Origin of the sequence: Pseudomonas sp. 1912-s (assembly GCF_029269205.1) — a bacterium.
Lineage (GTDB): Bacteria > Pseudomonadota > Gammaproteobacteria > Pseudomonadales > Pseudomonadaceae > Aquipseudomonas.
In genome coordinates, this window is record NZ_JARIXR010000009.1 from 191,104 (window position 1) to 215,224 (window position 24,121).

23 protein-coding genes are annotated in these 24,121 nt (G+C 62.0%); 9 read left to right on the forward strand and 14 right to left on the reverse strand.

The window, feature by feature from the left end; genetic code table 11:
* Positions 1-10: 10 nt before the first annotated feature.
* Positions 11-1,366: a GntP family permease gene (locus P3C29_RS14380; protein WP_010169829.1), complete on the reverse strand. Its 1,356-nt coding sequence runs from the start codon at positions 1,364-1,366 to the stop codon at positions 11-13.
* Between the two features lie 84 nt (positions 1,367-1,450).
* A complete protein-coding gene (locus tag P3C29_RS14385; RefSeq protein ID WP_169386084.1) occupies positions 1,451-1,984 on the reverse strand; it encodes a gluconokinase in 534 nt (177 codons plus the stop codon).
* A gap of 212 nt (positions 1,985-2,196) precedes the next feature.
* On the opposite strand from P3C29_RS14385, the gene P3C29_RS14390 reads away from it, so the two are divergent.
* The 6 genes from P3C29_RS14390 to P3C29_RS14415 all read left to right on the forward strand — a co-directional run bounded on the left by P3C29_RS14390 (position 2,197) and on the right by P3C29_RS14415 (position 7,436).
* On the forward strand, positions 2,197-3,228 hold the full coding sequence (locus P3C29_RS14390) for a LacI family DNA-binding transcriptional regulator (RefSeq protein WP_201126229.1): 1,032 nt from the start codon (positions 2,197-2,199) through the stop codon (positions 3,226-3,228).
* A 341-nt stretch (positions 3,229-3,569) separates the two neighbouring features.
* Entirely contained in the window at positions 3,570-3,806 is a 237-nt protein-coding gene (locus tag P3C29_RS14395) for a DUF6124 family protein (protein WP_275964773.1), read from the forward strand.
* Between the two features lie 177 nt (positions 3,807-3,983).
* Positions 3,984-4,616, forward strand: coding sequence for a glutathione S-transferase (locus P3C29_RS14400; RefSeq protein ID WP_010169833.1), 633 nt, complete (start codon positions 3,984-3,986; stop codon positions 4,614-4,616).
* A gap of 16 nt (positions 4,617-4,632) precedes the next feature.
* Complete coding sequence (locus P3C29_RS14405) at positions 4,633-5,370, forward strand: NAD(P)-dependent oxidoreductase (RefSeq protein WP_275964774.1); 738 nt, start codon at positions 4,633-4,635, stop codon at positions 5,368-5,370.
* Positions 5,371-5,381: 11 nt separating this feature from the next.
* Positions 5,382-6,791 carry an MFS transporter gene (locus tag P3C29_RS14410; RefSeq protein ID WP_275964775.1) on the forward strand — a complete coding sequence of 470 codons (1,410 nt, stop codon included), beginning with the start codon at positions 5,382-5,384 and terminating at the stop codon, positions 6,789-6,791.
* Between the two features lie 135 nt (positions 6,792-6,926).
* Positions 6,927-7,436, forward strand: coding sequence for a hypothetical protein (locus P3C29_RS14415; RefSeq protein WP_201125148.1), 510 nt, complete (start codon positions 6,927-6,929; stop codon positions 7,434-7,436).
* Between the two features lie 214 nt (positions 7,437-7,650).
* On the opposite strand, the gene P3C29_RS14420 is transcribed toward P3C29_RS14415, so the two are convergent.
* Both P3C29_RS14420 and P3C29_RS14425 read right to left on the reverse strand, forming a co-directional pair.
* On the reverse strand, positions 7,651-8,970 hold the full coding sequence (locus P3C29_RS14420; protein WP_201125149.1) for a PAS domain-containing methyl-accepting chemotaxis protein: 1,320 nt from the start codon (positions 8,968-8,970) through the stop codon (positions 7,651-7,653).
* Between the two features lie 167 nt (positions 8,971-9,137).
* Positions 9,138-10,007 (reverse strand): LysR substrate-binding domain-containing protein, encoded by an 870-nt coding sequence (locus tag P3C29_RS14425; protein ID WP_169386089.1) that lies wholly within the window; start codon positions 10,005-10,007, stop codon positions 9,138-9,140.
* Between the two features lie 98 nt (positions 10,008-10,105).
* Here P3C29_RS14425 and gstA point away from each other — a divergent pair, with 98 nt between their 5' ends.
* A complete protein-coding gene (gene gstA, locus P3C29_RS14430) occupies positions 10,106-10,708 on the forward strand; it encodes a glutathione transferase GstA (RefSeq protein ID WP_275964776.1) in 603 nt (200 codons plus the stop codon).
* Between the two features lie 107 nt (positions 10,709-10,815).
* Here the strand turns inward: gstA and P3C29_RS14435 are convergent, their stop codons facing one another.
* The 9 genes from P3C29_RS14435 to P3C29_RS14475 all read right to left on the reverse strand — a co-directional run bounded on the left by P3C29_RS14435 (position 10,816) and on the right by P3C29_RS14475 (position 21,840).
* Entirely contained in the window at positions 10,816-12,210 is a 1,395-nt protein-coding gene (locus P3C29_RS14435) for an aromatic amino acid lyase (protein ID WP_275964777.1), read from the reverse strand.
* Positions 12,207-13,211 carry an ornithine cyclodeaminase family protein gene (locus P3C29_RS14440; RefSeq protein WP_010169841.1) on the reverse strand — a complete coding sequence of 335 codons (1,005 nt, stop codon included), beginning with the start codon at positions 13,209-13,211 and terminating at the stop codon, positions 12,207-12,209. Before P3C29_RS14440 ends, P3C29_RS14435 begins: the two co-directional genes overlap by 4 nt.
* 237 nt (positions 13,212-13,448) lie before the next feature.
* Positions 13,449-14,375 (reverse strand): aliphatic sulfonate ABC transporter substrate-binding protein, encoded by a 927-nt coding sequence (locus P3C29_RS14445; RefSeq protein WP_275964778.1) that lies wholly within the window; start codon positions 14,373-14,375, stop codon positions 13,449-13,451.
* Positions 14,375-15,388 (reverse strand): ABC transporter substrate-binding protein, encoded by a 1,014-nt coding sequence (locus tag P3C29_RS14450; RefSeq protein WP_169386094.1) that lies wholly within the window; start codon positions 15,386-15,388, stop codon positions 14,375-14,377. The genes P3C29_RS14445 and P3C29_RS14450 overlap by 1 nt, the downstream gene beginning before the upstream one ends.
* A 224-nt stretch (positions 15,389-15,612) precedes the next feature.
* Positions 15,613-18,252, reverse strand: coding sequence for a TonB-dependent receptor (locus P3C29_RS14455; RefSeq protein WP_201125154.1), 2,640 nt, complete (start codon positions 18,250-18,252; stop codon positions 15,613-15,615).
* 253 nt (positions 18,253-18,505) lie between these two features.
* Positions 18,506-19,441, reverse strand: a complete 936-nt coding sequence (locus tag P3C29_RS14460; RefSeq protein WP_275964779.1) for a FecR domain-containing protein — start codon at positions 19,439-19,441, stop codon at positions 18,506-18,508.
* A complete protein-coding gene (locus P3C29_RS14465) occupies positions 19,438-19,947 on the reverse strand; it encodes a sigma-70 family RNA polymerase sigma factor (RefSeq protein WP_010169846.1) in 510 nt (169 codons plus the stop codon). Before P3C29_RS14465 ends, P3C29_RS14460 begins: the two co-directional genes overlap by 4 nt.
* Before the next feature lie 162 nt (positions 19,948-20,109).
* Positions 20,110-20,889, reverse strand: coding sequence for a PhnD/SsuA/transferrin family substrate-binding protein (locus P3C29_RS14470; RefSeq protein WP_010169847.1), 780 nt, complete (start codon positions 20,887-20,889; stop codon positions 20,110-20,112).
* A gap of 9 nt (positions 20,890-20,898) precedes the next feature.
* Positions 20,899-21,840 carry a fatty acid desaturase gene (locus tag P3C29_RS14475; RefSeq protein ID WP_275964780.1) on the reverse strand — a complete coding sequence of 314 codons (942 nt, stop codon included), beginning with the start codon at positions 21,838-21,840 and terminating at the stop codon, positions 20,899-20,901.
* Between the two features lie 334 nt (positions 21,841-22,174).
* Here P3C29_RS14475 and P3C29_RS14480 point away from each other — a divergent pair, with 334 nt between their 5' ends.
* Together P3C29_RS14480 and P3C29_RS14485 are read left to right on the forward strand one after the other, a co-directional pair.
* Positions 22,175-22,612, forward strand: coding sequence for a GNAT family N-acetyltransferase (locus P3C29_RS14480; RefSeq protein ID WP_275964796.1), 438 nt, complete (start codon positions 22,175-22,177; stop codon positions 22,610-22,612).
* A 61-nt stretch (positions 22,613-22,673) separates the two neighbouring features.
* A complete protein-coding gene (locus P3C29_RS14485) occupies positions 22,674-23,492 on the forward strand; it encodes a methyltransferase (protein WP_275964781.1) in 819 nt (272 codons plus the stop codon).
* An 88-nt stretch (positions 23,493-23,580) separates the two neighbouring features.
* Here the strand turns inward: P3C29_RS14485 and def are convergent, their stop codons facing one another.
* Positions 23,581-24,120, reverse strand: a complete 540-nt coding sequence (def, locus tag P3C29_RS14490; RefSeq protein WP_003213049.1) for a peptide deformylase — start codon at positions 24,118-24,120, stop codon at positions 23,581-23,583.
* Position 24,121 lies beyond the last annotated feature (1 nt).

Below are 24,121 nucleotides of genomic sequence, written 5' to 3' on the forward strand. Positions count from 1 at the left end.
GGTGCGCCTGTCAGACCACCAGCGACAGCAACAGGATAAAGCCCAACGCCACCACCGACAGGATGGTCTCCATCGCCGTCCAGGTCTTGAACGTCTCGGCCACGGTCATGTTGAAGTACTGCTTCACCAGCCAGAACCCCGCATCGTTGACGTGAGACAACACCAGCGAACCCGCCCCCGTCGCCAATACCAGCAACTCGCGGTTCACCCCCGGGATCATCCCCACCACCGGCACCACAATGCCTGCGCCGGTAATGGTCGCCACGGTGGCAGAACCGGTGGCCACACGAATCACCGCCGCCACCAGCCAGGCCAGCAGGATCGGGTTGATCTGCGCGGTCACCGCCATATGGCCGATCACATCACCCACGCCGCTGGTCACCAGCATCTGCTTGAAACCACCACCGGCACCGATGATCAGGATGATCGCTGCGGTCGGCGCAAGGCTGGCGTCGAGCAGCTTGAGGATTTGCTTGGAACCGATGCCCTGGCGATGGCCAAAGGTATAAAGCGACAGCAGCAAGGCCAGCAGCAAGGCGGTGATCGGGTGACCGATCATGTCCATCCAGTTGCGGATCACGTGGCCGTCCGGCAGTGCAACGTCCGCGAAGGTTTTCAGCAGCATCAGGAACACCGGCAACAGCACGGTGATCAGGGTGATGCTGAAGCTCGGCAGGGTCTTGGATTCCGGTTGCTCGCTGGCCAGCTGGTCCACCAGTTCCTGGGACGGGTTGCCCGGGATGTACTTGGCGATGAACGAACCGTAGAGCGGGCCGGCGATGATGGCCGTAGGCAGCGCGACGATCAGGCCGTAGAGAATGGTCTTGCCGATGTCGGCACCGAACACGCCGATCGCCAGCAACGGGCCCGGGTGCGGAGGCACCAGGCCGTGCACCGCCGACAGGCCCGCCAGCAGCGGAATACCAATCTTGATCAGCGACACGCCAGTGCGGCGCGCGACGATAAACACCAGCGGAATCAACAATACAAAGCCGATCTCGAAGAACAGCGGAATGCCCACCAGGAACGCGGCGAACATCATTGCCCACTGCACCTTCTCCTTGCCGAAGGCCCGCACCAGGGTTTGGGCGATCTGATCGGCACCGCCGGAATCGGCCATCATCTTGCCGAGCATCGTACCCAGCGCCAGGATAATCCCGACAAAGCCGAGCACCCCGCCGAAGCCGTCCTGGAACGCCTTGATGATCTTGTCCACGGGCATGCCCGACGTCAGGCCGAGAAAGCCTGCGGCAATGATCAGCGCAATGAACGGATGGACTTTGAACCGGGTGATCAACACGATCAGGCCGATGATGGTCACCACTGCATCGAGCAGCAGATAGGTATCGTGGGACAAGCCAAACATGGGGGTCTCTCCTGTTTGTTGTTGTTATTAAAGCCGGTAAAAAATTCAGTGCAGGCGGACAGCGCTATCTTGTCCGGCAAAAAATTATTTGTTTGGTTCAAAGCCGTGTTCGAGCCACCAGGCATTGGTTTGCTCGGCCAGCTCTTCGACGCTGTCTACGCTGGCGTTGAGGGCCAGGGTCAACGGCTCACCCACCGGCGATTCAAGGGTGGCGAACTGGCTGTCTATGAGGCTTGCCGGCATGAAATGGCCGGGGCGATGGGACACACGGTCGGCGGCGACTTCGCGGGTCAGCTCCAGAAACACAAAGCCCAGGCCCGGCGCGGCTTCGCGCAGGTGGTCGCGGTATTTCTTTTTCAGGGCCGAACAGGTGAGCACCGGATGCTCGCCGGCTTTGAGCGAGCGGCGCAGTTCATCGCACAGGATGTCGAGCCAGCCGGCGCGGTCGTCGTCGTTAAGGGGATGGCCTGCGCTCATCTTCTCGATGTTCGCGGCGGGGTGAAAGCTGTCGCCTTCGATGGCCGTGGCGCCGTTCAGCAGGCACAGGGCCTCGCTGACGCTGGACTTGCCACAGCCGGAAACACCCATGATCACGAGGGCAGTAACAGGTTGACTCATGAAACACCTCAAGACGCAGATAGCGCTACCTTTGCACGCTGTAAGGCTAGTGCAAAAACAGGCTTTTCCCGCGCCGTCTTGTCATTTTTATGGAGTGACGCGTGCATCTGCTCCAAAGGTTTGAACGGGAACAGGCATCCCGACGTTCAAGAATTTGCAGGGTCTTGGAGACAGCGCTACCTTAGTGCCTCGATTTTTGTTTGGCAAGCCGCCTGATGACTCCCAAGAACGATAAAAATACCCGCACCACGGGCCGCCCTACCCTGAATGAAGTAGCCCGCCTGGCCGGCGTAAGCCCGATTACCGCCTCCCGGGCCTTGCGCGGCATCAGCACCGTGGCCACCGAACTGGTGGAAAAAGTGCAAAAAGCCGCCGCCGAATTGAGCTACGTGGTCAACCCGGCCGCCCGTGCCCTGGCGTCCGCCCAGAGCCAGTCGGTGGTGGTGTTGGTACCGTCGCTGTCCAACCTGCTGTTTATCGAAACCCTGGAAGCCATCCACCAGGTACTGCGGCCCAAAGGCTTTGAAGTGCTGATCGGCAACACCCACTATTCCCGCGACGAAGAAGAAGACCTGCTGCGCAACTACATGGCCTACCAGCCACGGGGGTTGCTGCTGACCGGGTTTGACCGTACGGAAAGTGCCCGGCGAATGGTGGAATCAAGCAACGTGCCGTGTGTGTACATGATGGACCTGGACCCGGGCGCCGGATTGAACTGCGTAGGATTCTCGCAGTTGAACGCCGGGGAAACGGCGGCCGCGCATCTCATCTCGCGGGGTCGCAAACGCCTGGCCTACATCGGTGCGCAACTGGACCAGCGCACGTTATTGCGCGGTGAAGGCTTTCGCCGGGCGTTGCAGCAGGCGGGGTTGTACGACCCGGCGCTTGAAGTGCTGACGCCACGGCCATCGTCAGTGGGGTTGGGCGGTGAGTTGTTCCTGCAACTGCTGGCCAGCCATCCGGATGTGGACGCGATCTTCTTTGGTAACGACGACCTGGCTCAGGGCGCGTTGCTGGAAGCACTGCGCCATGGCATCAAAATACCGCAGCAGATCTCGGTGCTGGGCTTCAACGACCTGCCCTCCTCCTCGTTCATGGTGCCGCGTTTGAGCAGCATCAGTACGCCTCGCGAAGCCATTGGCCGGCGCGCGGCAGAGCATTTGCTGACGGTGATGGCCGGTAACAAGATCGCCCGGCCGGTGGTGGACATGGGGTTTGAGTTGAAGGTGCGCGAGAGTACCTAGGCGGTAGCTGTAGGAAGCGACTGATGTTGATGGCAGCGCCTTGCTCCGTTGCCTACAGGTACGTCAGAATCCGCCGGCTTGTGCGCCTGGATAGGGCTCTCTAAGGTTGCCCGGTCGCTGAATTTCTCGGTGATCGGGTTTAGTAGCCTGAGCAGTCATACAAAATGAGCATGAGCTTCATCTATCAGACTTACGTGTCTGTGCTTGATGGTGGCTGTGCGCAGGGCGCCCTTGTGGCGCGCCGGATTTTTGTGTGACTTTGCCGGTCTACTAACCTGCGTGCAGCCGCCACCCTTTCGTTTAGTAGCGATCAGGTGATGGCCCAGATAGAGGTCACGCTTATGTTCAAAGTTACTCCCAATCCTCCTTCCTTATTCACCGTCAGCACCGACGTCAGCAGCGAAAGCCTGATCGCCAACAGCTACGAGACGTTTTCCTCGGTCAGCACGTTATTGCTCGACCTGTCTGATGAACTCACCGGCAAAGACCGCGACACGGCATTGGCGATTCACCAGTTGAGTGAGTTGGGCGTATTGCTGATGGGCAAGTTGATGGACCAGGAATCACCGCGCTGCTAAAGGCCCGAACGCGGTCAATGTAGGAGCTGGCTTGCCGGCGATGCAGACACCTCGGTGCATCAGCCATACCGGGGTGATGCTATCGCAGGCAAGCCAGCTCCTACATTTTTGGTCGTCGTCGGCTGATGCCCCTGCTAAATTGCCTCCCTGCCTTCTCACCGTCGCCAGGAAAGCACCATGGGCCATTCGCTGAAAATCTTGGGTCGCACCTCCTCTATCAACGTGCGAAAAGTCCTGTGGACCTGCCAGGAGCTGGCTATTCCCTACGAGCGCGAAGACTGGGGCATCGGCTTCACGCCCACCCAATCCCCCGAATTCCTGGCCCTGAACCCTAACGCCCAAGTCCCGGTACTCATCGACGACAACGGCGTGCTGTGGGAATCCAATACCATCTGCCGCTACCTCGTGGGCCTGCACCAACGCCACGACCTGCTGCCCGCCGAACCGGCAGCCCGTGCCAAAGTGGAGCAATGGATGGACTGGCAAGCCACCGAACTCAACCCGTCCTGGGGCTACGCCTTCCACGCCCTGGTGCGCAAAAACCCGGACTACCAGGACCCGCAACGCCTCGCTGCCGGTGTGCGCGGCTGGAACGACAAGATGGGCCTGCTGGAACAGCAACTGACCAAAACCAATGCCTACGTGGCCGGTAATGCGTTCACACTGGCCGACATCCTCATCGGCCTGTCCGTACACCGCTGGCGGATGACGCCTATGGAGCATCCCTCCTACCCGGCTGTCAGCGCCTACTACGCAACCCTCAGCCAGCGCCCTGGCTTCAAGGCCTTCGCCCTCGACGGCCACAACTAAAAACAAGGACGACACCATGAAAGGACTCAACGTACTGCTCACTGGCGCTTGCGGCCGCATCGGCAAGACGTTTTTCGAAGCCTCGAAAGACCGCTACCGCTTCACCCTCACCGACCGCATCGAGCCGGATTTCGCCCTCGGCGAACATCGCTTCGTGCACGCTGACCTGAGCGACAAAACCAGCCTCGCCGCGCTGCTCGACGGGATTGACGTGATCGTGCACCTGTCGGGCATCCCCCACGCCAGCGCCACCTTCGACGAGTTGCTGCCCAACAACATCCTCGCCACCACCTACCTGTTCGAAGCCGCCGTGGCCGCCGGGGTAAAACGGCTGGTGTTCGCCAGCAGCGCCCAGACCATCGAAGGCTACCCGGTCGACCGCCAGATCACCCCCGGCATGCCCGTATTGCCCGCCAACCTGTACGGCGTGAGCAAATGCTACGGCGAGGCCTTGTGCGGTTTTTACGCCGCCAAAACCCCGCTCTCCACCATCGCCCTGCGCATCGGTGCGTTTGAATTCCCCGAAACCCACGACCTGAACAACGCCCGCGACCTCAGCGCCTGGCTCAGCCCGCGGGACGCCGTGCAGTTGCTGCAACGTTCGGTGGAAACCATCGGGGTGAAACACCTCATCGCCCACGGCATTTCCAATAACCGTTTCAAACGCCTGGACCTCAGCGAAACAACCCGTGTGCTGGGTTACCAACCGCTGGATGATGCGTTTCAGGCATTCGAGATCCCGATCACTTACTGAGTCTTCTGCCCATGTCTTCACCCTCTACCGCAGACGGCATCGACCCGATCCGCGCCGCCCACATCAGCGCGCGCATCGACCGGCTGCCCGCCGTCGCCACCGTGTGGCGCCTGGTGGCGTTGCTGTCGATTGGCGGCTTTTTCGAGCTGTATGACCTGTTCCAGACCGCCTACATCAGCCCGGGCTTGATCAGTGACGGGATTTTCCACACCGGCAGCCAGGGCGTATTCGGCTTCTCCGACCAGGCGGCCTTTGCCTCGGCCACCTTCCTCGGCCTGTTCCTCGGTGCCAGCCTGCTCAGCCCGATTGCCGACCGCTACGGGCGCCGGGCGATCTTCACCTTTGCGCTGATCTGGTACACCGTCGCCACTGTGCTGATGGGTATTCAGACCTCTGCCTTGGGGATTATCTGCATGCGCTTCCTGGTGGGCATCGGCCTCGGCATCGAGCTGGTGACCATCGATGCCTATCTTTCGGAACTGGTGCCCAAGCGCATGCGCAGCTCGGCGTTTGCCTTTGCGTTTTTCATCCAGTTTCTGTCGGTGCCGGCGGTGGCCTTGATGTCGTGGTGGCTGGTGCCCCAGGCGCCGTTCGGGGTCTCTGGCTGGCGCTGGGTGGTGCTGAGCAGTGCGGTGTTTGCGCTGTTTATCTGGCAACTGCGCAAACGCCTGCCGGAGTCACCGCGCTGGCTCGCGCAAAAAGGCCGCTTCGACGAGGCCGGGCAGATCATGGCCAGCCTTGAGGCACGTTGCCAGAAGGACCACGGCAAGCCACTGGATGAACCGGAGCCGGAAGCCGTCAGCGTGCAGGGCCACGGGCGGTTTGCCGATATCTGGCAACCGCCCTACCGGCGGCGGGCGTTGATGCTGATTGTGTTTCATGTGTTCCAGGCCATCGGCTTTTTCGGCTTTGGCAATTGGTTGCCGGCGCTGCTGTCGGGCCAGGGCGTGAGCGTGACCCACAGTTTGGGTTATGCCTTCATCATCACCCTCGCCTACCCGCTGGGGCCGCTGCTGTTTGTGAAGGTGGCCAACCGGTTTGAAAACAAATGGCAGATTGTCGGCTCGGCCCTGGGCGCGGTGATCTTCGGCAGTTTGTTCGCGCTGCAAACCACCGCCTTGGGGCTGGTGATTTGCGGGGTGATGATCACCTTCTGCAACGCCTGGCTGAGCTTCAGTTATCACTCCTACCAGAGCGAACTGTTCCCCACCAACATCCGCGCCCGGGCGGTGGGCTTTTGCTATTCGTTCAGCCGGTTGTCGACGGTGTTCAGCAGCTTGCTGATCGGTGTGATCCTCGAACACCTCGGCACGCCCGGCGTGTTGGCGTTTATCGCCAGCAGCATGTTGATCGTGATGATCACCATCAGCTGGTTCGGCCCGCGCACCCGCAACCTGGCGCTCGAGAACATTGCCCACTAGCGGCAAACAATGGCCGTCGGCACGCCAATGCTTGCCGACGGTGGCGGCCAAAAACCCCGTAAACACGGGGCCATATCACTGGGCACGCTAATTGCTCCACCTGTGGGACCGCTCACATCCACAGGTGTCCTGATCATGCTGATCAACAACAATCCCCAGGCTCAGTCAACGATCCAACGCATCAAACGCGCCGACATGGACCCGGCCAACGCCGCAGCCAGCGCGCTGTACAGCGGCGCCGCACAAAACGTGCAACAGGGCACCACCACTGTATCGACCACACAGGCAGCGGCCGACGCCACTGCCGACAATATCAATGCCGCCTTCGCCAAGACCCGTGTGCAGTTGCAAGCCACCACCGCAACCACCTCGACCACCGATACGGCCAAGACTGACTCCACCACTTCGGCCCGCAGTGACTTCACCGACTACATGAAGAAAAGCCCGGCCGAGCGCATCCGCGAGCAACTGCTCAAGGAACAGGGTTTGACCGAGGATGATGTGAAGAACATGCCTCAGGAAAAGCAGGACGCTATTTCCAAAGAAGTGGCAGAACGCCTGAAAGAGCAGCAGACGCAGCAGGTAGCGGCGAAGACGGCTGACCCGCAGGCGCAGAACGTGAAAGAAACCCTGGCTGCGATCTAAGCCCTGACGATACAAACCCTGGGGCGAAGGGCTTTCCTGTGGTGAGGGGGCTTGTCCCCCGTTGGGCTGCGAAGCAGCCCTAATCCGGTCGCCGCGTTCCTTCTGATGGAATGAGGTGGCCGCTTTTGGGGCTGCTGCGCAGCCCAACGGGGGACAAGCCCCCTCACCACAAAAGCTCCCTCGCCACAGGTTATTGCTCGACCATAATGGTGTGTTACTGCAGTTGTAGCGTGGAGTTGAACTGACTGATCGCATCCACCACATGCCGTGACCCTTCCTGAATCTCCAGGATCACCTGCCCCGCCTCATTCGCCAGCTCCACCCCAAGCCCCGTACGGCTCAAGCTCGACTGCATGCTCGACACCGCGCTGATCGACAGGTCGTGGTTCTTGCGCACCACGTCCACAATCTCGATCGTCGCCTGGCTGGTGCGCGCCGCCAGACTGCGCACCTCATCCGCCACCACCGCAAACCCGCGCCCATGCTCACCGGCCCGGGCCGCTTCGATCGCGGCGTTCAGCGCCAGCAGGTTGGTCTGGTCGGCGATGCCGCGAATGGTCTGGACGATGGTGCCGATGATGTCCGACTGTTTGCTCACCGCATCGATACTCACGGCGGCTTCGTTAAGGTCGCGGGAAATTTCTTCGATGATCTGCACGGTCTGCTGCACCACTTCCGACCCCTTGCGGGCACAGGCGTCGTTCTGCACCGAGGTGGCGTGGGCCGAGTCGGCGGCGGTGCGCAAGGTGGTGACCTGGTCAGTGATGTCGCTGGCGAACTTCACCACTTTGTACAGGCGCCCGTTGGCATCGAAGATCGGGTTGTAGGAGGCTTCCAGGAACAGCGTCTGACCGTATTTGTTTTTGCGCTCGAAACGATGGGAGTGGTACTCGCCACGATTGAGGGAAGCCCAGAACGCCTTGTAAGTCGGCGACTCGGTTTCGTGACGATGGCAGAACATGCTGTGGTGCTGGCCGACGATTTCGTTGAGGGAATAGCCGACTGTCTTCAGGAAGTTGTCGTTGGCATTCAGGATCTGGCCTTGCGGGGTGAATTCGATCACCGCCATGGAGCGGCCGATGGCGTCGATCAGGCTCTGGTTTTCATGCTCGCGGTGAATCCGCGCCGAGATGTCCGAGGCGACCTTGATCACGCTCTGCACCTGGTTGTCGGCACCGAGCACCGGCATGTAGCTGGCTTCCAGCCACACTTCCTGGCCATGCTTGTTCAAGCGCATGAAGGTGCCGCTGAGGGCCTCGCCCCGCGCCAGGTCGCGCCAGAGCTTGGCGTAGGCATCGGTGTGGGTGTAGGCCTCTTCGCAGAAAATCCGGTGATGTTTGCCACGGATTTCTTCAGCGCTGTAGCCCATGGTCTTGCAGAAGTTTTCATTGGCATCCAGCACGATGCCGTTGCGATCAAACTCGATCATCGCCATGGAGCGGCTGATGGCGGCCAATTTAGCCTTGGCTTCGGAGAGGGCACAGGAGAAGCGTTCGATTTCCAGCAGGTCGGTTTTGTGTTGGCGGTTGAACATGTCAGATCACCCTTTATTTTCCCGACGCCCACGCGGGCGCATTCCATTCACGGTTTGAATCTTGATCGCAGACCTTTATGGGGAAACCTATCCGAAACGCTTTATATGCCGAGCGTCATCAACGGTTCTGGGTGAGCATAGACAGGCGTTGGCGCTATGCAAGGCCACTAGTCAGCCAGCATTTGCAACAAAGCATTTACCGCTGCGGAGGGCGATTGATGGCGTGAAGTCACCAACGCAAACTCGCGGTGAACCGGCTCCGCCAGCGGCATGATGCGCAAGCCGTGGCGCTGGGCCGGCAGGGTCATCTCGGGCACCAGCGTCACACCCACGCCTTCGCGCACCAGGCTGAAAGCACTGTTCCACTCCCGCACTTCCACCCGCACCTCGCGCAACACCAGCCCGGCCTCCTGCGCCAGGCTGCGAGCGTTGACGGTGCAGCCGCCGGTGGCGAGCACGAACGGCTGCTCCACCAGTTCCTCCAGCGTGACCGTTGCCTGCGCAGGACGCCGGGATAACACGTGCGCCATCGGCAACACAGCCACCCAGTTATCGCGCCCCAGCACTGCGGCATTGCGCTCCGACGGCGGGTTGAGCACCACGCCCAGGTCGATCAGGTTCGCGTCGAGCAAGGTGTTCACTTCATCGTCGGTGACTTCCAGGGCCGTGACCTCAATGCCCGGGTAAAGCTGGTTGAACCGACGCAACAGCGGCGGCAGGAACACCGCCAGCACCATGGGGAAACTCGCGATGCGAATCGTCCCACGCAGCATGGGCCGCGCTTCGTCCACTGTGGTGCGAATCGCCTGCAAGGCCCCGAGCATCACCCGCGCCTGCTCGATCACTTGCAGGCCCAGGGCGGTGGGCACAGTCTGGCGCGCCTCGCGCACAAACAGTTGCGCACCCAGGTTGGCCTCCATGGCCGCCATCGCCTGGCTGGCCGCAGACTGGGTCATGCCGACGCGTTCGGAGGCGGCGGTAATACTGCCGTTGTCCGCCACAGCCACCAACAGGCGCCAGTGCATCAGGTTCATCATGGCAGTAGCTGTCCTTATGGCAGGATTCTGAAAGATTAATTTTACGCAAGGTGCCATGCCCAGGAGACTGAAGGCAACTGTCCTGCGGAGTTGTCCCGATGAAGCTGTATTTTTCCCCGAATGCCTGTTCCCTCGCCTCCCATATCGTGCTGCGGGAATTGGCCCTGCCGTTTGAATTGATTCGCGTCGACAACCAGAAAAAGCTCACGGCCGAGGGTGATGATTTCTTGCAGATCAACCCCAAGGGCTACGTGGCGGCACTGCAACTGGACAACGGCGAGGTGCTGACCGAAGGCGCCGCCATCCTGCAATACCTGGCCGACCAAGTGCCGGCGGCGGGCCTGGCACCGGTCAATGGCAGTTGGGAGCGGGTGCGTTTGCAGGAGTGGCTGAACTTTGTCTCCAGCGAGATTCATGGCGGGCTGGGGGTGCTGTTCAAGGACGCGATCCCTGCGGAGGTGAAGGCGCTGTTCAAGGCCACGTTGTTCAAGCGTTTTGCGATTCTGGTGCAGACCCTGGAGCGTCAGGATTACCTGCTGGGCGCGCAGTACTCGGTGGCGGATGCGTACCTGTTTGTGGTGCTGCGTTGGGCGGGGTTCTTTGATATCGATTTGCAGCAGTGGCCGGCGCTGGCGAGATTTCAACAGCGGATCGGTGAACGCCCGGCAGTGATTGCCGCCCTGGCCGCTGAAAATCCATGACCTGAAATACGATCAAAAATGTAGGAGCTGGCTTGCCTGCGATAGCGATGGTGAATCCAACACCGCTATCGCAGGCAAGCCAGCTCCTACAGTTGATCTTCTTTGATTTAGAGAATGGGGTTCAAGCCTGCGTTCTCGATGAATGCTGCCAGGGCCAACACATCCACCGACCCCGAGCGATCCTGATCCAGGTGCGCCACCTGGCGGCGCACCGCCTGATGAATACGCCGGGTGCCCTGCCCCAGTTGAACCGTGCCGCGCAGGTCTACCGCCTGCGCGGCCACGATCAGTTCAATACTGCCCAGCCACACCACCCGCTGCACCAACTGCCGGGTTTTCTCGATCACCGCCAGCGCCTGTCCCGCGTAATCTTCCACGCGATCTGCCACCGGCACAGTCACCGCCGGGATTGGATTGGCCAAATGCCCGATCTCCGCCACCAACGCCGAACTGGTGCGCTGCAACGCGGCCATGCCCACCTGCCCCGGCTGATTGATCAGAAAGCGCGGCAGCTCACTGGACGCCGGCGACAACAGTTTGGCTATCCGCTCGGCGCTGCACGCTGCCACACGGCTCAACGCCAGGCCCAATCCTTCTGCCGCCAGCGCCAGGTGCGTGCTGTCGAAATTCGCCGTGGCCAGCACCAAGGCCTCTTCGCTGATCAACGCCGGATTGTCCGCACCGCTGGCCAGTTCCAGCTCAACCAGCTCACGCAGTTGCTGCAACGCTTGATGCGCCGCGCCCTGAACCACCGTGGCACAGCGAAAGCTCAACGGGTCTTGCAGACGGCGTGGGTTGTCGGCCAATTCGCCGCCGTCCACCCACTGCAGCAACGCCGCTGACTGCTCACTCTGACCCGGCACCGGACGCAACCGCGAAGCCCATGGCTGGAACGGACTGAGGTTGGCCCGATAACCCTCACACGACAACGCCAGCGCCGCCAACAGCGCCTGCAAGGCTCGCTCAGCCTCGGCCACCAGCAAGGCGCCAAGGCCGATACTCGCGGAGTTGGCCGACACCAGCGCCAGGCCATCCTTACCGGTCAGCGGCACATTCAGCGCCAGGCTCAAATGCGCCAACGGCGCCAGGTCGCTCTCGCCCAACGACCCGAGCAACGGCACTTCGGGCTCGACGCCGCTATTGAGCAAATCCAGCAGCGCCTGCGCCGCCCCCGGCGAAATGCCCGAGCGCCCCTGGGCCAACCCGGCCAGGCGGGCGGCGGTAATCGCCCGTAGTTCCTGTCGATTGGCCAGGCGCCCCACGCCCACCGCGCGCCCCAGTGGAATGCTGGCCTGCACCGGCGCCACGGGCGTATCCACCGCTGCACCGAGGCCGGTGGTCACGCCGTAAATCGGCGTGCCTTCAGCCACCAGGCGCAGCAACAGTTGATGGCCTTCGTTGATACGCTGGCGGGCTGCATTGCTGAAGTCAGCCGGTGCGTCTTGCCGGGCAATCGACAGCAAATCCTCAATCGCCAGGCCATTGGGATCGAAGTGAATCATGCCCAGCGCAGCCGCTGGCCGATCCCGAGGCGTCTGGATTTTTCCAGCAGTGCATGGCCCAAGGCGATATCGCTGAGGCTCAACCCACGGTGCCAGAACAGGATGGTTTCCTCAGGTGATTCCCGACCGGTTTTCAAGCCGGCCACGATCTGCCCCAACTCGGCATGCAAGGTCTCGGCGCTGAGTTTTCCGGCGTCGACATGGGCGCGCAATGCGCCAAACATGCCGCCTTTGCACTGGCCCCAATCGTCCACCACCAGCTTGTGCATGATATCGGTCAACGACAGTTCCACCGCGCTCATGGTGCCGTAGGGCACAACGAACGCACCGGGTTTGATCCACTCGGTATGCAGCAAGGGTTGGGGCTGATCCAGGCGTGACGCCTCGACCACAATGTCGGCGCCGCGCACCGTGGACTCCCAATCGTCGGTGACAATCACCGGCTTGCCGAGGTCGCGGCGCAGGCGTTCGGCGAACGCTTCGCGGCTTTCGCTGCGGCGTGAATGCACGCGGATCTCGTCGAAGTCGAACAGGTGATCCAGCAAGCGCACGTTCCAATAGGCGGTGCCACGGGCGCCGATGTGCGCGAGGATTTTACTGTCGGGCCGGGCCAGGTATTTGGCGCCGATGGCGGTGACGGCGCCGGTGCGCATGTCGGTGATCGCCGAGGCGTCGAGGATGGCTTTGGGGATGCCGGTGGCCGGGTCCAGCAGGTTGAGAATCGCCAGTTCCGAGGGCAGGCCCTTGCGGTAGTTGTCGACAAAGTCCCCCACCACCTTGACCCCGGCGTAGCCGATCGCGCCGCCCAATACGCCGCGCAGCACGTTGAAGTGGCCGTTGATATCGCCGCCGGGAATCAGGTGCATGCGCGGCTCGATCACCGCCTCACGGCGACCCTGGATAGCGAGGCTGGATTCGATGGCGTTGAGGATTTCGTCGTTGGTCAGGGCCAGTTCGTCGATGTCCAGGCCGTTGAGAAAGTCGATGTAGATCGGTTGCATGGTCTGCTCACTGATGGGTTACGAAGGGACCTTGAGAATTTTTTTTGTGGCCGGAAGGCTCGTTGTGGCGAGGGGGCTTGTCCCCCGTTGGGCCGCGAAGCGGCCCCAATAAGATCGCCGAGCTTTTTCAGACAGAGCGGGTTGGCAGGTTTCAGGGCTGCTTCGCAGCCCAACGGGGGACAAGCCCCCTCACCACAAAAGCTCCCTCATCACAGGGGTACTCGCATACCGGAAAAGTTACGGGGCCTTGAACACGACTTGCTGCACATCGACCTTTTTCGGGATAAGGCCGTTGGCAAAAAACGCGTCGGCCGTGCGTTGCTGGTTGGCAATGTCCACGGCTTCCAGTGGCCGGCTCGGCGTCGGCGAGCGATGCTGGAAGTAGCTTTCCACCACCGCCGGCTGCAGGCCCAGGGTCTTGGCCATCAACGCGACGCTTTCGTCATGCTCATCCAGGGACAATCGCTGCGCCTGGGCAAACACCTTGAGAATCGCCGCAATCGCCTGCGGGTGTTGCTTGGCGAACGGGCCGCTGGCGATGAAAAAACTGCCCGCCGGATTCAACCCCTGGCCATCCCCCAATACTTTTGCCGAGCCGTCCACCACGGCCGCCGAGTAGTACGGGTCCCACACCACCCACGCGTCGACCTTGCCTTGTTCAAACGCCGCACGGCCGTCGGAGGGCGACAGGTACACCACGTTCACGTCCTTCCACTGCAAGCCGGCCCGCAGCAGGCTTTTGAGGAACAGGTTGTGGGCGCTGGAGCCCTTGAGCAGCGCCACGCGTTTGCCCTTGAGTTCGGCCACGCTCTGCACGGTGCTGTCTTTGGGCAGCAGGATGGCTTCGGTGCGCCCGTCATTGGGTTCGACGCCGATGTAGCGAATGTCGATCCCGGCGGCCTGGGCGAAGATCGGCGGGATGTCACCGATGTTGCCGATGTCGATACTGCCGCCGTTCAAGGCTTCGATCAGCGGCGGGCCGCCGAGGAATTCGATCCACTCGACCTTGGTGCCCGGCAGCCCTTCTTCGAACAGGTGATGCTCACGGGCGAGCACCATGCTCACCGAGCTTTTCTGGTAGCCGACGCGCAGGGTGGCCGGTTCTGCCGCCAGCAGGGGCCCGGCGCACAGCGCCAACAGTGTGGCTGCGATGAGCTTGCGCATCAGAGACTCTCCTTGACCTTGGCCGCGACGTCCGCCGGCACCCATTGCTGCCAGACCTGCGGTTGTTCTTTCAGGAACGCTTCAGCCACCAGGCGCGGCGCGGTGCGCTTCTCGGCCATTTGCGCGAGGATGCCGTTGAGCAGGTCAATCGGCAGGTCGACCTTTTCAAAGAACGTCACCAGTTGCGGGTACTGCGCCTTGAACGGTGCCGACACGCCAATCGCCAAGTGCGCCGGCATCGAACGGGTACCGATGGGGTGCGGGTTGTTGGCGTCGGCCAGGGTCTTCCAGGCTTCGGCGTTGAACGGTGGTTCTTCCAGTTTGATCAACTTGAAGCGACCCAGCAGGGGCGTAGGCGACCAATAGTAGAACAGCACCGGCTTGCCGCGACGGATCGACGAAGCCACCTCCGCATCCAGCGCCGCGCCGGAGCCGGTGCGGAAGTTGACGAAGCTGTCGGTCAGGCCGTAGGCCTTGATCTTCTGGCTGTTGACGATCTCCGAGGTCCAGCCGGTGGGGCTGTTGAGGAAGCGCCCACGGGTCGGGTCTTCGGGGTCGCGGAACACGTCTTTGTAGCGGGCCAGGTCGGCGACGGATTTAAGCTCCGGGGCCAGGGGTTTGATGCCGCGTTCGGCGTCGCCCTTGATCACGTATTCCGGCACCCACCAACCTTCGGTGGCGCCTTTGACGGTGTCGCCCAGGCCGAACACTTTGCCTTCGCTTTCGGCCTTGACCCACGCCGGACTGCGCCCGGCCCATTCTTCGCCGATCACCTGGATATCGTCCTTGGCCAGGGCGGCTTCCAGGCTCACGGTGCTGCCGGGCAAGGTGTCGGTGGGCAGGCCGTAGCCTTTCTCGACAATCAGGCGCAGCACTTCGGTGATCAGGCTGCCGCTTTCCCAGGTGATGTCACCGAAGTGGATCGGTTTGACGGGTTCGGCGGCCGGGGTGTGTTGGGCCAACAAGCTCAGTGCCAGGAGGCTGCTGCTCAGTATTTTTTTCAAGTGGTTCATCGTCAACCTCGTAGTTGTTCGGTGAAAGAAGGTGATTCCAATGGGGTGAACGGGCCTCATGTGGTGAGCGGGCTTGCCCCGCGCCGGGCTGCGGAGCAGCCCCAATCAAGTCACCGTGTTCCTGCAGACAGAACTCGGCAGCCGGTTTCAGGGCTGCTTCGCAGCCCGGCGCGGGGCAAGCCCGCTCACCACAAAAAAACTTATCCACCTAAGTTTGGTGTCGGTTAAAAGTCATAACTGAGCCGCGTGTAGTAAAACGCCCCTTCCGGCGCCGTCGGCGACAGGTAGCTGTATTGCTGGCCCGGGGTCTGGCGCAAACGGGTGTTGTAGTCGTCAGGCTTGCTGTCGAACAGGTTGTTGACGCCCACCGACACCCGCAGTTGTTTGGTAAAGGCGTAGTTCACGTCCAGGTCGGTGGTCCATTGCGCGCTGAAGGTCTGGTCGTATTGGGCGTTGGCTTCGCTGGACGCATATTTGCGGTACTTGCCGTAACGGGTTTCGTTGAGGGCGATGGTCCATTGGTTGAGTTTGTGGACCGCGCCAAACACCAGCTTGTCTTCCGGGTAACCGTGCTCCAGGAAGCCTCGGGATTCGCGGGTCAGCACTTCAAAGCCGTTGGGGTTTTCGTGGACTTTTTCGATGGTGGTACGGGCCTTGGTGTAGCCCGCCGACAGGTTCAGGTTGCCGAACTGCTCAAGGTCCAGGTTGTACTTGCCCACGATGTCGACGCCACGGGTGCGGGTGTCGGCGGCGTTGGTCATGAACTGCGCCCAGGAGTACTGGCCGTAGCCGGCATCCTTGAGGATCTGCTCGGCCAGCGGCCCGGAAATGCCGCCGCTGAACAGCAGGCGGTCACGAATCGAAATCTGATAGGCATCGATGGTCAGCGAGGCCTGCTCGGTTGGGCGCAGCACCAGGCCCAGGGAGTAGTTGGTGGACTTCTCGGGCTTCAGCGGCTGGGCGCCCAGGGCACGGGCGGCCGGGTTGTCGGCCGGCAGCATGCGGGTCAGCACCGGGTTGCCGTTGGCGTCGAGGTTGGTGGTGGTGGTCCAGGAGGTGCCGATTTGGCCCAGGCTGGGGGCGTGGTAGGCGTTGTTGACCGTGGCCCGCAGGCCGACTTTCGGGGAGAAGTCGTAGCGCGCCGAGAGCTTGCCGGTGGTGGCCGACCCGAAGTCCGAGTAGTGCTCGGTACGCCCGGCAATACCGACCTGGAGCTTGTCGGTCACCTGGTTTTCCAGGCCGAAGTACACGCCGCCCACGTCACGCTTGAAGGTGCCGGCGTCGTCCGGCGTCAGGCCCGAAGCCTGCACCGCCCCCACCTGCACACCATCGATGCCGCCATAGGAGTAGGAGTCGTAGTCGCCCGCCTCCAGCCGATATTGTTCATGCCGGTAGGCCACGCCCGCCGACACGGTGAGCGGATGGCTCGACCAGTCGACGTCCAGATCCTTGGCGTAATCCAGGGTGATGTTGGTCTGGTCGTTGACCAGGGTGGCGACGTTGAACTTGGTCGGGCTGTTCAGGCCATAGCTCGGGTTGACGGTGTTGAAGGCCAGTTCATCGTGTTCGTCGCGGCCATAGGTGGCGCTCAAATCGAAGCGGCCGATGCTCTCGTCTTCGTAGCGGGTGCCGACGGTGATTGCGCCGTCCTCATAGCGATAGCGGTATTTCGGAATGGTGCCGTTGGGGTAGATCCCTGCAACGTTGTTCGGGCTGCTGGCCAATAGTGGCGGCGTGTTGTTCACCGAAGTGTCCTGGCCGAACGTGGCGAAACTGTAGAGGCGCCACTGGTCGTTCAGGCCGATTTCGGCGTTGGCCGCCAGGTTGTATTTGTCGCGCCCGGCACCGCCCCAGCGCGGGTCTTGTACCTGGCCGTCGGCGACGTATTTGTCGCCGATGTCATCGGGTTTGTTGTTCAGGGTGTTGAAGCTCAGGGTCAGGAAACCGTCCCCCGGCAAGCCGATGCCGTACCAGCCGTCGGTGGTTTTGCTGAAACCGTCGCCCTGGGCGTACTTGCCCAGTTGAGTGTTGATGCCGCCACCGCTGTCGCGCTCCTTGAGCACGATGTTGACCACACCGGCCACCGCGTCAGACCCGTACTGCGCCGAGGCACCATCGCGCAGCACTTCGACATGGTCGATGGCGCTGATGGGGATCATGTCCAGGTCCACCGGCTGCGCGCCAATGAACGGCACGCCACCGGAAATATTCACCACCGCCGAGGTGTGCCGGCGCTTGCCGTTGATCAGCACCAGGGTCTGGTCAGGCGACAGGCCGCGCAGGGAGGCGCCTTTGGGGTCTTGCCCGCGGGTCGCACTGTTGTTCTGTGGAAAGTTGAATGAAGGCAGCAGTTGGAACAGCGCCTGGTTAAGGCTGGTGGCGCCGGTTTGCTTGAGTTCTTCGGCATTGATCACATCCACCGGGGCGCTGCTGGTGAGGGCCGTGGCGTCGCTGCGGCGGGTGCCGATGGCGACCACGCGGTCGAGGGTCGGCGCCTGGGCTTCGGCGGTTTGCGCCTTGATGCTGTTGCTGGCAGGCAGCGCTTTGGCGCCTTCCTTGATGATGAATGCACCGTCCGGGCTGACCTGGACTTGCAGGCCGGTGCCCTTGAGCGCGGCGTCTACCGCCTGTTGCGCCGACAGCGAACCGTCGACACGGGCCGAGGAATAGTTACCCAACTGCGGCGTGAACGAAATCACCTGGCCGCTCTGGCGGCTGATGTTCAGCAGCACCTCATCCAGCGGGCCGGGCGCGATGTGGTAGACCTGCCGCGCGTCTTCGGCGCTGGCTGCGAAGGACAGGAACAGACTGGCCAGCGGCACCAGGGCAAAGGTTCGAAGCGGTGTACGGTTGAATGGGCTCATGTTGGCTCCCCCCAAGGAAACTCCTGAGCGCTGCTCCCCGCAGCGCTTACGGGAGTGATGTGGGATGGCCGGGGCAAAACTTGCAGATCGTTTGGTTATGTCGTTAGAACCGACCTTTGGACGCGACTCGATCAAATGTGGGAGCTGTCGAGCTTTAGCGAGGCTGCGATGGTATCGCTGCGGTACATCTGAGAGGCCGAGGTGCTCGCATCGCAGGCAAGCCAGCTCCCACATTGACCGGGGCGAACCGTTTTTATGTGGCACTGACTGTCACCCACAAGCCGGTCCGGCGGGTGATATGGATCGGCAGCGTGCGGGCCAGGGTGTCGAGAATCTGGTCGGGATTGTCTAGGCGGTACAGGCCGCTGACCCGCAAACCTGCCGCGGACGGATCAAGGCGCAGCACACCGTTGTGGTACGGCCGCAGGGCATCGATCACCTCCACCAACGGGCGGTCGCGCACTTGCAGGAAGCCGTCGACCCACGCAGTCGCCCCTGAAGAACTGGCCAGCACCGGGCCGAAGCCGAAGCGGTCGTAAGTCACCTCGTGCCCGGCCTCCAGTTGCAGGCGCTCGCCGTTCTGGCCGTCGATCTCCAGGGGGCCGTTGAGCGCCACCACGTGGCCCTGCCCTTCACGCTCGCGCAGCAACAGGCGGTTGCCATAGGCTCGCAGCCGGGCCTGGTCGGTCTGGATGAAAAACGGTCGGTTGCTGTCCTTGGCAATCTTCGCCAGCAGCTCGCCGTCGCGCAGGCGCACCACGCGGCGTTGCGGGTCGAACTGGATGTCGGCGGCACTGCGGGCGTTGAGCAGTAACTCGCTGCCATCGGCCAATTCCACGGTGCGCCGTTCGCCGGTGCCGGTGCGAATGTCGGCGGTCAAATCCTCCACCACCGGCCGGGCCAGCCAACCGGCGCCCAGCATCAGGCCAGCGCCGACCAGGGCGCCGCGCAACACGGTGCGGCGGCTGGAGGGCGCGTCCAGTGCCTGCTGCAATACCTTGCCGCTGACGCCTTGGGCCTGCGGAATTTGAAACACGCCGAGGCGGGTTTCCAGTTGTTGGCACAACGCTTCGTGGCGCGGGTCTTCGGCGCGCCATTGGTGGTAGCGCTGCCAGTCGGCGGCACTCGCCTCGCCGGAGCGCAGCAACACTACCCAGCGGGTGGCGCTGTCGATCAGTTCGTCGGTCATTCCAGGCACAGCCGCAGGCAGCGGTTGACGGCGCGGGTCATGTAGTCGCTGACCGAGCGTTGGGAGATGCCCAGCTCCGCCGCGATTTCCGGGTAGGTCAGGCCATTGAGTTGCGACAGCAGAAAGGTCGCCTTGACCTTGGCCGGCAAGCCGTCGAGCAACTCGTCGATGGCCTGCAGGGCTTCGAGCATTTGCGCCAGGTCCTCAGGGGATGGCGCGGGCGAGGTTTCGTCCTGGTCGAGGGCGTCGAGGTAAGCACGCTCCAGGTCACGGCGGCGCCACAGCTGGTACATCAGGCGCTGGGCGATGGTGGTGAGCAAGGCGCGAGGCTGGCGAATCGGCGCCACGCCCGGGGAACTCAAGAGCTGGACGAAGGTGTCGGCGGCGATGTCTTCGGCGTGGGCACGGGAATCGAGATGACGGTGCAAACGGCTGCACAGCCAGTCGTAATGACTGCGGAATAATCCGCCCACGTAGTCGCTGTGAGAGGTGTCGGCGCCGGACATAGTGGCTCCATCTGAGTAGGTTGCGCGTTATGTCCGGTGTTCCGGTGGAGCGATCCTAGCAAGGCTGCTTATTCTTTAATAATATTTAAAAGGCATTTTTATATAACTTATAGTTCCTATCCTCTACGTAACAGATCGTTCCCACGCGGAGCGTGGGAACGATCATTGGAGCTTTGGATAACCCAGGGCTTCGGCCTGTTGTCGGTAATCCAGCAGCACCTGGTAATCGGCTTCAGTGGCGGGCAGCACTTCGTGTACGCCGAGGGTTTGCACCACCTCGGGCAGATCCTGCAAGGCCAGGTTCATGGCTTCACGCAGGGCTTCACTTGCGCCCAACGCGCTGATGTAAGGCAACGTCGGGCTGGGCGCACTGCGGCTGACGATTCGCAGCCCGGCCACTTCATCCGGCGCAAAGCGTGCAAGGTAGTCGAAGGTCACGCTGTCGATGGCGGCCAGGTCCGCCCGGTCTTCCCGCAGCCAGCGCAGGCTTTCGCGATGGGCGCCACTGATGCCGACGTCGGCAAAGAACCGACCGCCCTGCTGCAACGGCGCCAGGCGTTCGCGCAGCAGGTTCATGCCGCTGTTGGAGTCATGGCCGTTGATCACGCCGCGACTGTCATAAAAGTCGGCCAAGGCAACGCGTGGGTTGTCGTCGCGGGTCAGCAGCAGGCTGCAATGGACGCCGCCGCTGCTGTGGGCCAGCTCGTAGCGCGGGCGGCCGATCACCTGGACTTGCCCGCGCAACTCGGTCATCAGCGGGTAGCCGCAGGTTTGCGTCAGCAGCAATTCGGGGGCGCGCCACAGGCTGCGCAAGTCGAGGTGGTCAGCGTTGCGGCGAGTCGCGCCCAGGTGCTCCAGGATGCGCGACAGCCAACGCTCGTTGGCCTGTTGTACGGGCTGCGGGGCCACGTACATCTGCAATTCGGCGTAGCGATCACTCATGGTTGTCTCTCAAGCAAAGGGGTGCCGTGGGCTGTCGATGGCCTTGAGCCCGTGACGGCCGATCAACTGGCCGTAACCCTGCACCAGGAACCCGCCGCTGCGCGCCACCCATTGTTCGCGGCGCGCGCGGTAGACAGTGGGAAGCAGGTACCACGGCAGCTTCGGCAAATCGTGGTGCACCAGGTGCAGATTGTTGTTGAGGAACAGCCAGGTCCACGGCCAGGCGGCTTCGTTAAGCACCGTGCGCTGTTCCGGTTGCGGGTGCGGGCGATGCTCATAGTAGGAACGGATCGCCGCCACCGACAAGGCCGGCACGCTGACCAGCACCACGTAGTGCCACACGGGCAGTGCGCTGTAGTGGGCGATGAAGGTCAGCATCAGCACGGTCACGGTGCCATGGCTCAGCCACATCAACCATGCCTGGCGCTGGCCCTGGCGCAGGCGCCTGAACTCGTTGCGCGCCAGCTTCCACAGCGCAAGGGGCGAACCCAGCAAGAAGCGCCCGAGGACGGTTTTGGTCAGCCAATGCAGGGTGCGCTCGAACAGTGAACTGGCGTCCCACTGCCGCTGATTCAGGTAGCGGCTTTCCGGGTCGACGCCGGGCACCGTCAGGTCTTCATCGTTGTGGTGCACAAGGTGGCAGTTGCGGTACAGGGTGTAGGGATACCAGACGGCAAAAGGGGCGTAGCCGAGGACTTTGTTCAGGGCCGTGAAACGGGTGGGATGGCCGTGCAGGAGTTCGTGTTGCAGGGACATCCACAACGCCACGAGCGGGATCAGCAGCGCGGTACTCAGCCACAGGCCGAGCCAATGGCTGCCAAGGATCACGGCAAACCAGCCGGCGTACACGCCCATCAGCAGCAGCCAGGTCGGCCACTCGGTGCGGGCGGTAAAGGACTTCGCCAGGGCTTCGATTTCCCGGCGCTGGGTTTCATCAAGGTAGTTGGACATCGGCAGCTCAGGGCAGGCGTGGCCGACGAAAAAGTCGGCTTCATCCTGCTCTGTGCAATGAGGCGGGAAAATCTTGCAGATCGTTTGGTGCTTAGCTTAGAACTTAATGACCGAACAGATTGCTGTCCGTTTTCTTGGCCTTTTTGTCGGCGCGTTTTTCATCGGCGGTCTTTGCCGGTTTCTTCTTGTCAGCTTTCTTGGAATTCAGACCTTTGGCCATGATGCGTGCTCCACTTACAGGGGATGTAACACTGGGTATAACACCTATTGCCCAACAGAAGGCGCTTTGCCCGACTTATAATCCGCAGCCCCGGAACCTGTGTGTTTGAAAACCATGCCCGAGTTGCACATCGATCGACTGGCAGAGCCTTTGTGGCCGCTGCTGAACAAGTTTTACCGCAGCCACCACTCACCGATGAAAGCCCTCAAGGGCGGTCAGTTGTGGGTGGCCAAGGGCAGCGAGATTGTCGCGGGCCTGTGCCTGACGCCGGTGGTGGGCGGGCAATGGCTGACCGGGCTGTTTGTGGACCCGGCGTTGCGTGGCCAGGGGCTGGCGGCGCGGCTGATTCGGGCATCGGTCAGCCGCGTCGACGGGACGGTGTGGCTGCTGTGCCATCCGGAGCTGGAAGGCTTTTACCAGCGCCTCGGTTTTACCCAGGACACGTTGCTGCCGCAGTCCCTGTCCGAACGCCTGGTGCGCTACAAACGCAACAAGCCCATGATCGCCATGGGCTTAGAACCGTTGGTGAGGTCGACCTTCAATAAAGTGTGATCAGCGGTCTTGGGCACCATGCTAGCCTCGGCTGCACTAGCGGCCCATTACCAGGATGATCATGAAAGCGACCCTTGCAGCTATATCCCTTGCAGCCCTCCTCGCCCCGGCCTTGAGCCAGGCAGCCGAAGCCCCGGTTTCCGCCGAGCAGTATGCAACCGTGCTCGCCGGCAGTTGGCGGGTACCGGCCAACAGCGCACGGGATGTGTATCGTCACCCGCAACAGACCCTCGAATTCTTTGGCCTGCGGTCCAACCAGACCCTGATCGAAATCACCCCGGGTGGCGGCTGGTACAGCGAAGTGCTGGCGCCGCTGCTCAAGGACAACGGCCATTACATCGCTGCGGTGCAGGCGCCAAGCAGCAGTGCTTATGCGCGTACCTCAGAAGAAAACCTGAAAAAGAAATTCGCCGCAGACCCGGTGCATTACTCAAAGGCCGGCTTCGCCGAGTTCGACCCCAAGGCACCGGTGCTGGGCAAGCCTGGCTCGGCGGACACAGTGCTGACCTTTCGCAACGTGCATAACTGGGTGATGGCGGATACGGCGCCGGCGATGTTCGGCGCATTCTTCAAGGTGTTGAAACCGGGCGGCGTGCTGGGTGTGGTGGATCACCGGGCCAAGGACGGGGCGTCGCTGGAAGACATCAAGCACAGCGGTTACCTGACCACCGCCTATGTGGTGAAACTGGCGACCGACGCGGGGTTCAAGCTTGAGGGGCAGAGCGAGGTGAATGCCAACCCGAAAGACACCAAGGACTACCCGGACGGGGTCTGGACCTTGCCGCCGGCGTTGACGTTGGGGGAGAAGGACAAGGCGAAGTATGTGGCGATTGGTGAGTCGGACCGGATGACGTTGCGGTTTGTTAAACCGGCTAAATAAACCACACATTCTGTGGCGAGGGAGCTTGCTGTGGCGAGGGAGCTTGCTCCCTCGCCACAGCAAGCTCCCTCGCCACAGGGATCGCCGGTTATTCGTCTGCCGTCGGATCCATGTCCGGGAACATCACTTCGATAAACCCGAACTTGCTGAAATCGGTAATCCGCGACGGGTACAGCCGGCCGATCAGGTGATCGCATTCGTGCTGTACCACCCGCGCGTGGAAGCCTTCGGCAATCCGCACAATCGGCTCGCCCTTGGGGTCAAACCCTTCGTAGCGAATCTGCTGATAACGGTCCACCGCCCCGCGCAAACCAGGCACCGACAGGCAACCTTCATAGCCCTCTTCCAGTACCGGGCTGAGGGGCGTGATCAGCGGGTTGATCAGGATGGTCTGGGGCACGGCGGGCGCGTCCGGGTAGCGTTCGCTGCTCTCGAAACCGAAGATCACCAGTTGCAGGTCCACTCCGATCTGCGGCGCGGCCAGGCCGACGCCGCCGACGTGTTCCATGGTCTGGAACATGTCATCAATCAACTGCCACAACTCGGGGCTGTCGAACATCTCCGGCGGAACCGGCGGGGCAATACGCAGCAGGCGCTCATCGCCCATTTTCAGGATTTCACGGATCATC